The organism is Paenibacillus xylanilyticus (assembly GCF_013359935.1).
GTDB classification, from domain to species: Bacteria; Bacillota; Bacilli; order Paenibacillales; family Paenibacillaceae; genus Paenibacillus; species Paenibacillus xylanilyticus.
This window is the reverse complement of sequence record NZ_JABMCB010000190.1, coordinates 124,682-138,073: the sequence shown is the minus strand read 5'-3', so window position 1 is coordinate 138,073 and position 13,392 is coordinate 124,682. Positions and strand designations below refer to the sequence as shown.

Below are 13,392 nucleotides of genomic sequence, written 5' to 3'. Positions count from 1 at the left end.
TTAATTAAATCACGTTACCCGAATTGCGCCTGATGCAGTCGGCTGTACGAGCCTTTACGTGCGAGAAGCTCATCATGGCTGCCCTGTTCGGCAACGCCGCCGTTTTCCACAACAACGATGCGGTCTGCGTGTCTGATGGTCGCCAATCGGTGTGCAATAACCAGCGTAGTGCGCCCTTGGGCAAGCTCGGACAGCGCCAGTTGAATGGCTGCTTCTGTTTCGGTGTCCAGAGCTGAAGTTGCTTCGTCGAGAATAAGGATGGGCGGGTTTTTCAGAATCATGCGTGCGATGGACAGACGCTGCTTCTGCCCGCCGGACAATTTGACACCCCGTTCACCAATCATGGTGTTCAATCCTTCTGGTTGTGAGCGTACCAGTTCTTCCAATTGTGCCCGGCGGATGGCTTCCCAAATTTCTTCATCCGATGCATTCAGTTTGCCGTAGGCAATATTTTCACGGATGGTGCCGTCAAACAGGAATATATCCTGCTGTACAATGCCGATATTGGAGCGCAGCGACTCCAAAGTCATGTCCTTTACTGGAATGCCATCAATGGAGATTTCGCCGGCGTCTACATCATAGAAGCGCGGGATAAGGCTGCAGAGCGTGGATTTACCAGCACCGGAGGGACCAACCAGTGCTACGGTCTGCCCGGCCTGAATCTCCAGGTTGACCTGATCCAGCGTAGGTTTATGTTCACCATAGGCAAAAGTAACGTTATGGAAAGCGATGTCTCCTTTTACGCTCGTGATCGGTTTGGCCTGCGGTGTGTCTTCTACGTCCGGCACAGCTTCCAGCAGCTCCAGATAGCGTTTGAATCCGGCGATGCCTTTGGGATAGGTTTCGATGACGGAATTAATCTGTTGGATCGGACCAAGGAATATATTGGAGAGCATGACGAAAGCAATAAATTCCCCGTAGGTCATACTTCCTTGAATGACATACCATGTTCCACATACGAGAACAAACAGCGAAACGAATTTCATTAAAATAAAACTGAGCGAGGAGTTCCACGCCATAATGCGGTAAGTGATCAGTTTGGTGAGCCGGAAACGCTCATTGTTCTCAGTAAAACGGCCGATTTCATGATTTTCATTGGCAAAAGCCTGTACTACCCGAATTCCGCTCACATTGTTCTCCACCCGTGCATTATAGTCTGCAATATCGGCAAACATGCGTTTGAAGGCTTTCGACATTTTACGGCTGAAATACAGGGAAAGGTAGATCATCAGCGGCACGATGATGAAGGTTAACACGGCAAGCTGCCAGTTGATGCTGAGCATGATGCCGAAGGCACCGGCAAGTGTCATCAGTGCAATGAACAGATCCTCCGGTCCGTGGTGAGCAATCTCTCCGATATCCATCAGATCGTTGGTCATCCGTGAGACAAGATGGCCTGTTTTGTTATTGTCGAAGAAGCGGAAGGATTGCTTCTGCACGCGCGTGAACAGTTCCCTCCGCATATCGGACTCAATGTTAATACCCAGCTTGTGTCCCCAGTAAGTGACCGCATAATGGAAAAAGGAGCTGAGCAGGTAGATGCCGAGCAATGCAGCACATGCCGTTAGAATCATGGACCAGTTGCCCTCGGGGAGCAGCTTATCCACTACCTGATTTACAGCAAGCGGAAATACCAGTTCCAACAGGGCTGCTGCGATGGCACAGGAGAAATCCAGAATGAATAGTCCTCTGTAAGGACGGTAATACGCCATGAAACGGCGAAGCATATGTAGTTCTCCCTTCTATAACGCAAATGCCCAGGCAGGCCTCAGGCCTGTCCGGACACAGCTTTCTGTCGTATTCAATGTATTGGATAAATCCTGCTTACTTCCGGTTTTGCTCTGCACGTTCCACGATCATATCGGCGAATTCCTCTGCCTGACCCTGAATTGCGATCGGATCGAAGTACCAGTAACGGTCCTCCTGCAATTCATACACCTGATTATTTTTCACAGCCGGCAGGTTCTGCCAGATGGAATCACCCTGGTAATTGGCATGACTCTCATCCACGGTAAGGAAAATATGATCCCCTGCATAGTCGCCGATGACCTCCCGCGAAATTTCCTTCCACTGCGTATCACCCATGAGCTCTTTCTTGGTGATCTCGAGCGGTGCGAGTTCCAATGCACGGTAGACGGCCTGTCCACCACGGCCGAAATTATCTCCGTAGCCATAGTAGCTCTTGTCGGATACTTCGAGAATCGAGAACGTCTCCTCGGGTTTAATAACCGCCTTAACCTTGGCACGCGCAGCTCCAATGTGCTCGTCATACGTTTTCAGCCAGGCTTCAGCTTCTTCGGATTTGTCCAGCAGTTCTCCGAATCCCCGAATTTCATCATGCACATTGGTGAATGTGCCGTAGGGAATGACAACGGTAGGAGCAATTTTCTGATACTTCTCAATCTCTTCAGCGTCAGCGGAGTAGGTAATGATCAGATCCGGATTCAATTCAACGACCTTCTCAAGAGAAACGGAGCCGCGATCCCCAATATTTTCGACGTCTGCGACTTGATCAGCATAGAATGGATTCTCCAGGTAGTATTTAATTGCCCCCACGGGCTTCACACCCAGAGCAAGCAGATCACTTACGTACATATCCGTTACAATGCGTTGGGGTTCAGCTGGTATTTCAACATCCCCACTAAGGGATTTATAGATTCGTGTTGCATTGGCGGAAGTGCCTGAGTCGTTCGAAGATGCTGTAGTTGTTTCTGTCGACCCGTTTGTGGCTTCCGTCCCTGCTGTGGTCTGTTCTGTAGTGGCAGAACCTGCGCCACTGCTGCAGGCAGACAAGATCATGATGATGGCCAGCATAAGCAGCAAGCCCGAAAAGCGGTTTTTAACGACAAACATCGGTAAGTTCCCCCTGTGATAATCAATAATGATTATTATTCTCATTAATAACATAGAGGAAGATCTTACATTTGTAAATGGACAACTATGATCACTGTTACATGGACAATTGTGATGTTAGTTTGTGTATGATATCCTGCAGCTGCTCCGTGACAGAGAGTGGATCAAATCCGTAAAACATGTCCGCATCAATCTCATATACATGTCCATTGCGAACGGCATTCAAGCTGCTCCAGGGTTCCTGACCGAGCAGGGCTTCCAGAGCCTGTCGTTCCTTTTTATCTGTAGGGTAAGCCATAAATATGTGATCAGCAGCATACAGGTGAATGTCTGAAATGGGTACATGAACGTATCCGGTGAGCAGTTGGCCGTCCTTTTCCATACGTGCTGGGGGGCTGAATCCGAGTGACTGATACAGGATATGCGAAGCCCTGCCCCAACCTTGGCCATAGATATATGCTCCACCTTCACCAGTCCAAAAAATGCATACAGCCGATCCGCGCGTTCCGATCCGTTGGTCCAGCGTATGATTGGCTTCTCGCTGCAGTTGGTCGTATTGGCTCAGCAGTGCCTTGGCATGGTTCTCCAGGCCCGTAACCCGGCCAATTTGAAGGAATTGCTCCTGCCAGTCCATTTCCTCGAAGGGCAAGAGAACGGTTGGCGCGATCTGGCGCAGCTCATCCGTACTGGAGTGCGGCGCATAACCGATGATGACATCGGCGCCAGATTCGGCAATGAGATCAAAACGAGTAAACAGTTCATACTCGGAATGCTGTTTGAACGAAATCTCTCCACTCCGGACGAGTTTCTCTTCCATCCAGGAGGCCACCGCACCCATGTGAGGGGTATAACCCAATGCCAGCAGAGAGGCTGTGCAGTTATACGTAAGGGATACAATCTTCTTGGGCGTTTTGCGGTAGAGTGTCGGTGCTGTTCCGACCAGCTGCTTGAATTTGCGGCTTAGATAGAAAATATCCCGGTATCCTGTCAGCTGTGCAAGCTCCTGCAAAGTGGGATTGGCGAACAGCAGATGCTCCTGTGCCAGCCTGATTCTTAGCCGCGTGACATATTCCACAAAGGTAAGACCGGTATGTTTCTTGAATTCGCGCGAAAAGTGTTCGGGGCTCACATTGGCATCTCTCGCTAACTGGTCCCGGGTCAGTGGATGTTCAACCATCTCATGAATTTGTCTGATGACAAGGGACAGCCATGAATGCTCATCACGAGTTGAACGGTGAGAATGATCATGTATTACATCAAGCAGCTGATAGAACAGCATGTGAGACTTGAACGGGCCGGACTCCTCGTTTTTGGAACAGGTTAATACCAGTTCTGATGCAATCTCAGCGATCCCGCGGCTTGTAATGGAAACAGGAGAGCTGAATGGCCAGAGCAGTGGTGTATTATCGGCTTCCTCGAATGCTATGGCAATGCCCTGTACGGGTGAGAGGGAGCCGCGTGTGCGTTCATGCTGAAGAATGGTCCCGGCCTGCCGGATCACCGCGGAGCCCGTGTTTACTGTCCATTTACTATCCATGCTGACTAGTCGTGCCTGACCTGAAGTGACGACATAAATAACATGCAGTCTGTGCCACTCTTCGTCTGTACGGGAGAAGGCCTCTTGGTCATGGAACTGCATCAGATGCCGCGGCCTGTACATAGCCGGTGGAAAGGACCAAATCTCGTGCACAGAGGCGTTTCTGGGCAGAGGGTATTGATAAACGTTTTGCTCCAAATAGCTCATAACATAGTGTCTCCTTACTTGGTTTTAATTCATATGCAGTATAAACCATAATTGCTGAATGTGGTTCATTGGATCATTCGGTCCACTTATTTCAGTGAAAATGAATAAAGAGGTTGAAATCGCTATCAACTCCGACTATAATGAAAATGTCGAAACGTTTCAATGTCTTGCTGAGAAGCAATGTCCATACCATTTGAGTATGGAGTTGTCTGCAGAGCTTAGCATGAAGAAACGTGTCTCGACGCTGATTGCTCCCTGAATAAAGCTTATATGAATGAGCCGCGGGGCAGGAAGCTGGATCGTAGCATTTTTTTTGAAATACCTTCGAAACGTTTCGATTAAAGAGGTGACCGACAATCATCCCATGGAAAAGTATAGAATTGGGTGGTTGTCGCAACCATTTACAGTATAAAATGTAGATAACATATGAAATTGGTCAAGTTAGAAGGGGCGAACGTGGAATGGCAACGATTAAGGATGTGGCAAAGCTGGCAGGTGTGGCGCTCTCGACCGCTTCCTATGCCCTGAACGGGGATAGTAAGGTCAGTGCCAAGACCAAGGCAAAAGTGCTCGAGGCAGCACGGGAACTGAATTACCGCAAAAACGGCTTTGCCATGGACCTGAAACGGAGCCGGACGAATACAATTGCGTTGATTTTGACTGATCTTTCGGGTCCGTATTACTCGGAGCTGATTCGCAGCGTTCAGGATGTGGCGCTTGCGAACGGATATGATCTGATTGCGTGCAGTTCGATGGGTGGACGTGATTCGACTGCGGTTCGTTTTTTGCGGGAAAAAAGAGTGGATGGTGCGATTATACTGGCACACAACATTCATGATGATATTTTGGTGGAATCTGCTGGACAGCGTTTCCCCATTATTGTGATGGATCGTCATCTGTCGGGTGACCATCTGGTCAACGTGTTGGTTGACGGGGAACAAGGCGGATATCTGGCTACGCGTCACCTCATTGATGAGGGGCATCGGATGATTGCCTATATTAGCGGGCCGTCCAACTCTTATGATAATGGCCTGCGTTACCAAGGATATCTGAGAGCCATGAAGGAAGCGGGACTTGAAGAGAAATCCAAATGGCGTCTGAGCGGCAATTTCGTACGTGAGGGCGGGTACAGCGCAACCAAAATGATGATTATGCAGGGCGAGCTTCCAACTGCCGTATTTTACGGGAATGATGAAATGGCCATCGGGGGCTTAAAAGCACTGGAAGAGAGCGGCATATCTGTACCGAATGACATTTCGGTCATCGGGTTTGATGACATTCAACTGTCCGAGTTTGTTCATCCTCCGCTCACCACGGTGCGCCAGCCGAAGCACGAAGCCGGATCACTTGCAGGACATCTGCTGTTCCAGATGCTGAACGGTGAGGCCGTGAATCCATCCTATACGTTAACGATTGATATGGTAGAGCGTCAGTCTGTACGCTCCGTACAGGCGGAATCGGGCACACAGCCCGCGTAAGAGTTATCGGCTGCATGAGAGTGATTGATTGCTGCCGTGGCATATGGATTGCTATATGAATTACCATATCTCAAGTCAGACATTCAATGGACCTATTGTAAATCTGGTTGGACAGGAGATGAAGGAATGGCTTTGATACAATGCCAGTTGTTCGCTGAAAGTCTTAGCTTGTCGACAGACATCACTCTCATATTGCCGGAGCATTCACCGCTCCGTGCAAGCCGGGATGGAAAACTGCCTGTACTGTATCTGCTGCACGGACGCGGTGCCGATCACTCCGAATGGACACGCCATTCTTGTATCGAACGCTATGCCGAGGCCAGAGGAATTGCGGTTGTGATGCCCTCGGCTGGACGAAGCTACTATATGGATATGCAGCAAGGCGGGTCTTATTTTACATATATAAGTGAGGAACTGCCTGCATTTGTGAAGTCCCTATTTCCGATCTCGGACCGCCGTGAAGATACCTTTGTAGCGGGCGTTTCCATGGGCGGGTATGGTGCATTCAAACTGGGTCTGCGTTTCCCGGAACGATATGCTGCGGCAGCCAGTCTGTCAGGTGGGCTCGATCTGGCGGCCAGGGTGCGTGGGCAGGGGAACTTCACTCGTGCGGAAATGGAGAGTATCTTCGGCAGCCCTGAGCGGATCGAGGGCAGCGATGATGATCTGCTGGCTGTAAGCCGCAGGCTGGCAGCAGCGAGGACGGCGTTCCCACAGCTGTATCAATGCTGCGGAACAGAAGATTTTTTGTATGAAGCCAACCAGACATTCCGCCATATGATGAAAGAACTTGATGTGCAGGTAACGTATGAGGAAGAGCCAGGAGGCCACGAGTGGAGTTATTGGGATATGAAGATCCAACGTGTCCTGGAATGGCTGCCCGTTAAAGTGTAACAAGCCAGTGGGAATGAAACCAAGGGGTTCGGAACCGGATTGGCCTGTAGAGGCCGATTTGCAGAGGAGCCCTATTCTTTTTTGGAAAATTCGAAACGTTTCGATTTATACTACATGAAGGAGTGAATGACATGACAACGATGATTAATGAACCGATCCGGCTGACTGCCGGGGAATTGAGCTTTACCTTTTTGAACAGCGGGGACCTGTATCAGGCAACATCCGGTACAACCATGCTGAACCAGCTGCTGAGCAACCAGATCGATGGATCTCTGAACAATCTGTACCTGCGCGTACACGAGGGCGAGAAAATCAGCTCTTTTCCATTGCTCGGTGCACGTTCGAACAGTAAGGTGATGACAAGCAAGACTCAACCAGGCAATCAGCTGATTTGGGAAGGCAGCGTTGCATTGGAAGGCAACGAAGAAAGCATTGGCTACCAGGTTGTGTTCACTGCAGCGTCCCAAGGCGTCTGGTTCTGGGATGTGAAACTAAAAGGGCAGCATAACGGTGTTGATATCGTATACGGACAGGATGTGGGACTGGCTGATCCAGGTGCTGTACGCAGTAATGAGGCCTATCTGTCGCAGTACATTGACCATACCGTATTTGAAGATGGAGCCAAGGGTTACGTCGTTTGTTCCCGTCAGAACCAGCCTCAGGGCGGCGCGTTCCCTTATATGCAGCAGGGTTCTTTGACCAAAGCAGTCGGATATTCCACTGACGGCTTCCAGTTCTTCGGCCTCTCCTACAAGGAAACCAACGAACCGGAAGGACTGAGCCGTAAAACACTGGCGAATGAGACGTATCAATATGAGTTCGCCTATACGGCGCTGCAATCTGAGCTTTTGAACCTGGATGGGGAAGCTGAAGTTGTATTCTATGGACTGGCGAAGTCCGATCATCCGGAAGGCATCTCTGCACTGGAATATGCAGATGAGGTGGCAGCGGCATGGGACGCTGTACAGCAACTCGATGTTCAATTCGGTGAAACGCTCGAACAAGTGAAGCTGTCTTCCAGTCTGGGTGAGCCGCTTGTGGCACTGGACATGACGGAAGAAGAAATTAATCGTTTGTTCCCTGATCGACATCAGGAAGAACGCAATGAAGATTCGCTCTTATCCTTCTTCACAGGCAGTTACGAACATATCGTTCTGAAAGCGAAGGAACTGCTGGTGGAGCGTCCACATGGTCATATTTTGATGAGCGGTGGCAACGTGAAGCTTGGAGCACAGGTCATTACGACAACGTCGTATATGTATGGTATCTTCAACTCACAGCTGGTTATTGGCAACACCAATTTTAATAAAATGATCAGTAACGCACGCAATGCGCTGAACGTGCCGAAGACTGCCGGACAACGCATCTACGTGGAGATGGAAGGCAAGTATCGTCTGCTGACCATGCCATCCCTGTTCGAAATTGGCTTCAACTATGTACGCTGGATGTACAAAACCGAATCCGATACACTCATCGTGACGAACTACACAGGGGCACATACAACTGAAGTGCGCATGAATGTGCGTTCGACAAGCGGCAAAGCCTATCGCTATCTGATCACCAACCAGATCACCATGAATGTGAACGAATACGAATATCCGCTGCATATGACGCAAGATGGTCAGACACTAATCTTCAAGGCTGATCCGCAAGCGATCAGTGCCGGAACGTATCCTGATTTGCAATATCGCATGTCTGTCGAAGGTGCTTCAGTGAACGCAGGTGACGAAACGCTGCTGGCAAGTGGTATCCGCAGTGGATCTGCTTCTCTGGTTACGCTCAGTCTGGAAGAGAGTGCGGAGTGGACACTTACGGTTCAGGGTGTACTGGAAGGTCAAGCGAATGAGGCCGGATCGACTCTTACTTTTGAAGAGGAAGTACAGGCTTATCGTGAATTTTTCGCGGGTGTGATGAACGGGTTCCGTCTGTCTCGCGGGGAAGGTCAAAGCGCTGAAGATTTGTTCAAAGTGAATGCCCTGGCTTGGTGGTATACACACAACATGCTGGTTCACTACTCCGTGCCTCACGGTTTGGAGCAGTATGGCGGCGCAGCATGGGGTACACGGGATGTATGTCAGGGTCCGGTTGAATACTTCATGGCCACGCAAAAATACGAGCAGGTACGTGACATCATCAAAATGGTCTACACGCACCAATACGAAGATGACGGCAACTGGCCGCAATGGTTCATGTTTGACAAATATTTTGCCATTCAGCAGGAAGAGAGTCATGGCGATATTATCGTCTGGCCGCTGAAAGTGCTGGCAGACTATCTGACAGCAACTCGAGATTATGCGATTTTGGATGAGAAAGTGCCATACACTGTCAAACACAGCTTCGGGTTCACGGAAGACACAGCGACCGTACTCGATCATGCGAAGAAAGAGATTGAATATATCCGTTCGCACTTCCTGCACGATACCTTCCTGTCTTCCTATGGTGATGGAGACTGGGATGATACACTCCAGCCGGCCAATGCACAGCTCAAGCAGTTTATGGTGAGCAGCTGGACAGTAGCTTTGACGTATCAATCCGTCAACGTGCTCTCGCAGGCCTTGAAATATAAGGATGCTTCCTTTGCAGAGGAGCTTGAAGCTCTGGCTGTTGGCATCCGCGAAGACTTTAACCGTTACATGCTGGGGACCGATGTCATTCCAGGCTTTGTGTACATGGAAGACGCAGATCAGGCGAAGCTGATGCTGCATCCGACCGATACGGAGACAGGCATCCAATACCGCCTGCTGCCTATGACACGCAGCATGATCGGTGAATTGCTCACGGCAGAACAGGCAGAATCACATTATGCACTGATTCGTGAGCAGTTCCTGTGCCCGGATGGGGTGCGCCTGATGAACCGTCCGGCTCAATACGCTGGCGGTGTGAGCAGTCACTTCAAGCGGGCAGAGCAAGCGTCCAACTTCGGACGCGAGATTGGTTTGCAGTACGTACACGCCCACATTCGTTATGTGGAGGCGATGGCGAAGCTGGGCAAGACGGATCAGGTATGGAATGGACTGGCGATGATCAACCCGGTCGGAATCGGCGAGGTTGTGCCTAACGCGGAAATCCGCCAGGCCAATGCGTATTTCAGCAGTTCTGACGGCAAGTTCAACACGCGTTATGAGGCGCAGGAGCATTTTGACCAGCTTCGTAAAGGAACAGTACAGGTGAAGGGTGGATGGAGAATCTACTCTAGCGGCCCTGGAATCTACATGAACCAACTGATTTCGAATGCACTCGGCATTCGTCAGGAAGGTGGGGATCTGGTCATTGACCCTGTCCTGCCAGCAGAGCTGGACGGCATGCAATTTGAGTTTGAATATGCGGGGGAACCAGTAACGTTTATCTATCATTTGAACGAAGGATCAGTTAATCGTGTAACTGTGAACGGTAAGGATATCCGGACTGAAGTTACGGCGAACCGTTATCGCCAGGGCGGAGTCTGCATTTCCCTGGATGAGTTCAGACAGCTGCGTACTTCGGAACGTACCATCGTTGATATTTATATGTAATTCAACTTCGTATGAGCTTTTTGAAGTTTGAGTGTAATGAAAGGCTATCCTCCTTAACAGGCAGGATGGCCTTTTTTTCATAATCTTATTGCTGTTGATTACACCAAAAGTGATGTTGATCATTGGTTATCAGCGCAGTGGTACCGCGAGCAGCGTATGCAGAAGTGAATTGTAACGCATATGCTTCGTAACGTAACCGTGCTCCTCCAGCCAGCTGCACAGCTCGTTCAGCAAGGGGAAGTGGCGTTCCCTTACGGCACGCAGCTGCAGGGTGTCTCCTGCCGTCTCAGCTTGTCTTATATACTCTTCATGGTGTGCAGCGTCCACAAACATGAGATCCGTTAGACAGATCCGTCCTCGTGCGGTTAAAACTCTTTGCATTTCCTGCAGCGCCAGCTGCTGCTGATCCGGACTCAGATGATGGAAGGCGAAGCTGGATACGAGAAAATCAAAGGTTTGATCGGCAAAAGGCAGTGCGAGGAAGTTCCCCAGCTTCACATGCATCTTGGGATATTTGGTGCGGCATGTGCGCAGCATCTCTCTCGACTGGTCAATCCCGGTCATGGTGGCACCACGTTCCAATAACTTGCCCGCCAGATTGCCAGTGCCTGTCCCAATATCCAGTCCTTGTTCACGGGGAGCAGGGGATATCCAATGTGCTGTCTGTTCCAGTGCCTCGTCATAGTTGTGATACAGGTAAAAGGAAGACGGAGCCTCCTTGGTTGCCGGGCCTTCTCCGGCGTTCGTGGATTCGTTGTAAGGCATGCTACCTGCTTCCTCCGGGTTATGCCCAGCGGTCATGCCGTCTGCCGCCTGCACCCGCTCATCATGAATCGCTGCCTGGGTATCATAATTCCAACGGTCATGCCAGTTCTGGCGTGCTTCCCGCAGGCGGCGGGAACTGTCTGCAAGCTCATGCAGATGACTTACGTCCAGCGGCCCATCCTGACGGTTGAGATCAATCATGCGCTGAGTCGTATCCAGCATGCGTTTCAGTTCAATCCACTGGGCATACATGACGGCTTGCTGCAGCTCCAGATACTCTTCCAGCCGCTGCTGATTGCCTTGGTCAATCTCTCCGAGCGCATGAGTAATATCCTGAAGCGACATGCCGATCTCACGCAGTGCGGCGATGGTTTGCAGCCGCCAAATGTCATTCTCCGTGTAGCTCCGGTATCCGTTACCGGCCTGTTTGGAAGGGAGAATCAACCCTTTTTCCTCATAAAAGCGAATAGCCCTGGGGGATATGCCAAGCCTGCCTGCCGCCTCTTTAATATTCAAGAACCCAACCTCCTTCAATCATTATCATCAGTATAAACGATGACGTTACGTAAAGGTTAAGAGGGAATACCCGATTTTAGTTCGGGCTCATGGCTGTGCTACAATGTAGTCAAAAGAAAAAAATGCGCATAGGTTCGTTCAAGCTGCAAGCCATGTCATGCGCTAAGATAATGTGATAACTGCACGAAAGGTTGAAATGTGATGCTTACCCGTCAAACGTATAAGATTCGACCATCCGAGATGAAGGATGCACCCCAGCTGATGGAGATGGATGCTCTGGTGTGGGATATACATACCTCCCCCGCGCCGTTTCACTGGAAGTCGAGACAGCAATTTTTACAGCATTGTCCGCCCGGCAGCCAACTGGTGGCCGTAGAGGGAGAGCGGGTCTGCGGTTATGTGGGCTTTTATCCGGCTACGGGAATGCCTGTCAATCGTCATGTCTATGAGATCAATATTGCTGTTCATCCCAATGATCGGCGCAGTGGCGTGGCAACGTCCTTAATGCATGCGATGAAAGAACATGCTCGTGAACAAGGGATTCACAAGCTGCGGCTCCGCGTTCTGTCGAGCAATCCGGGAGCGATTGCGTTTTATACACAGTGCGGGTTTGAGACAGAGGGCCGACTGGTGTCGGAATTTTATATCGCAGGGAAATATGTAGACGATATTCTCATGAGTTATTTTATCCGGACTGAACGATAGTCCAGGGACAAAGGAGGAACAACGATGGACATGGGGCTTCGGGGTAAAAAAGCGCTGGTGCTTGCATCCAGTCAGGGACTGGGCAAGGCGGTGGCAGCACAGCTGGCCGCTGAAGGCGCAGACGTGATGCTTGCGAGTCGAAACGAGGAGAAGCTTGCAGCCGTAAAGCAAGAGCTGCTGGAACTGAATGGTGGAGGACAGATTGAATACTGTGTAACGGATGTTACACGCAAGGAAGACATTAGCTCGCTAATAGATCGGACAGGAGAGCTGTTCGGGCAGATTGATATTCTCGTGAACAACTCGGGTGGTCCCCCTTCGGGCACATTCGAATCCCTTACGGATGAGGATTGGGAACGGGCATTTGAGTTAAATGTCATGAGCTACGTACGCATGATTCGGGGTGCGCTTCCTTATATGAAGGCTAATGGCGGACATATTGTGAATATTGCTTCAACTTCGGTGAAGCAGCCCATTCCCGGGCTGATTCTGTCCAATACGTTCCGCACCGGAGTCTTTGGTCTGGCGAAGACGTTGTCACAGGAGCTGGCGCCTTATGGCATTTTAATCAATACGGTAGCGCCCGGACGAATTGGTACGGACCGGATACGTGAACTAGACTCAGCGCGGGCAGAGCAGAACGGAATCAGTGAGGAAGAGGTAGCGGAGCAGTTCCGGAAGGAAATTCCGCTGGGACGGTACGGCCAGCCCGAGGAATTCGCCAAAGCAGTGGTGTTTCTTTTGTCCGGTGCCAATACGTATATTACCGGTACTTCTCTAGTGGTAGATGGCGGTATGGTACGAGCTCTATAGGGCGAAAGCTATTTCATCTGAATGGAATCGGATATGCGATCTGAATAGACCTAAAACCCTCTGCTACACCATATGGTGAAGACAGAGGGTTTTTGATTGGAAGCATACAATC

9 protein-coding genes are annotated in these 13,392 nt (G+C 50.3%); 5 read left to right on the top strand and 4 right to left on the bottom strand.

Annotated elements, in window-relative coordinates; genetic code table 11:
- Window positions 1-14: 14 nt before the first annotated feature.
- The 3 genes from HP552_RS17650 to HP552_RS17640 all read right to left on the bottom strand — a co-directional run bounded on the left by HP552_RS17650 (window position 15) and on the right by HP552_RS17640 (window position 4,597).
- Window positions 15-1,727 (bottom strand): ABC transporter ATP-binding protein, encoded by a 1,713-nt coding sequence (locus tag HP552_RS17650; protein WP_175396721.1) that lies wholly within the window; start codon window positions 1,725-1,727, stop codon window positions 15-17.
- Between the two features lie 97 nt (window positions 1,728-1,824).
- The gene (locus tag HP552_RS17645; RefSeq protein WP_175396720.1) at window positions 1,825-2,853 is read right to left on the bottom strand and encodes an iron-hydroxamate ABC transporter substrate-binding protein; all 1,029 of its coding nucleotides are present in this window, start codon (window positions 2,851-2,853) and stop codon (window positions 1,825-1,827) included.
- A gap of 97 nt (window positions 2,854-2,950) precedes the next feature.
- Window positions 2,951-4,597 (bottom strand): AraC family transcriptional regulator, encoded by a 1,647-nt coding sequence (locus tag HP552_RS17640; protein ID WP_175396719.1) that lies wholly within the window; start codon window positions 4,595-4,597, stop codon window positions 2,951-2,953.
- A gap of 461 nt (window positions 4,598-5,058) precedes the next feature.
- Between HP552_RS17640 and HP552_RS17635 the strand changes: the two genes are divergently transcribed.
- The 3 genes from HP552_RS17635 to HP552_RS17625 all read left to right on the top strand — a co-directional run bounded on the left by HP552_RS17635 (window position 5,059) and on the right by HP552_RS17625 (window position 10,481).
- Window positions 5,059-6,075, top strand: coding sequence for a LacI family DNA-binding transcriptional regulator (locus tag HP552_RS17635; RefSeq protein WP_175396718.1), 1,017 nt, complete (start codon window positions 5,059-5,061; stop codon window positions 6,073-6,075).
- 126 nt (window positions 6,076-6,201) lie between these two features.
- Entirely contained in the window at window positions 6,202-6,969 is a 768-nt protein-coding gene (locus HP552_RS17630; RefSeq protein WP_175396717.1) for an alpha/beta hydrolase, read from the top strand.
- Window positions 6,970-7,100: 131 nt separating this feature from the next.
- Complete coding sequence (locus tag HP552_RS17625; RefSeq protein ID WP_175396716.1) at window positions 7,101-10,481, top strand: GH36-type glycosyl hydrolase domain-containing protein; 3,381 nt, start codon at window positions 7,101-7,103, stop codon at window positions 10,479-10,481.
- Window positions 10,482-10,610: 129 nt separating this feature from the next.
- Here the strand turns inward: HP552_RS17625 and HP552_RS17620 are convergent, their stop codons facing one another.
- Entirely contained in the window at window positions 10,611-11,762 is a 1,152-nt protein-coding gene (locus tag HP552_RS17620) for a MerR family transcriptional regulator (protein WP_175396715.1), read from the bottom strand.
- Window positions 11,763-11,963: 201 nt separating this feature from the next.
- On the opposite strand from HP552_RS17620, the gene HP552_RS17615 reads away from it, so the two are divergent.
- Both HP552_RS17615 and HP552_RS17610 read left to right on the top strand, forming a co-directional pair.
- Window positions 11,964-12,467 carry a GNAT family N-acetyltransferase gene (locus tag HP552_RS17615; RefSeq protein ID WP_175396714.1) on the top strand — a complete coding sequence of 168 codons (504 nt, stop codon included), beginning with the start codon at window positions 11,964-11,966 and terminating at the stop codon, window positions 12,465-12,467.
- 24 nt (window positions 12,468-12,491) lie between these two features.
- A complete protein-coding gene (locus tag HP552_RS17610; protein ID WP_175396713.1) occupies window positions 12,492-13,280 on the top strand; it encodes an SDR family oxidoreductase in 789 nt (262 codons plus the stop codon).
- Window positions 13,281-13,392 lie beyond the last annotated feature (112 nt).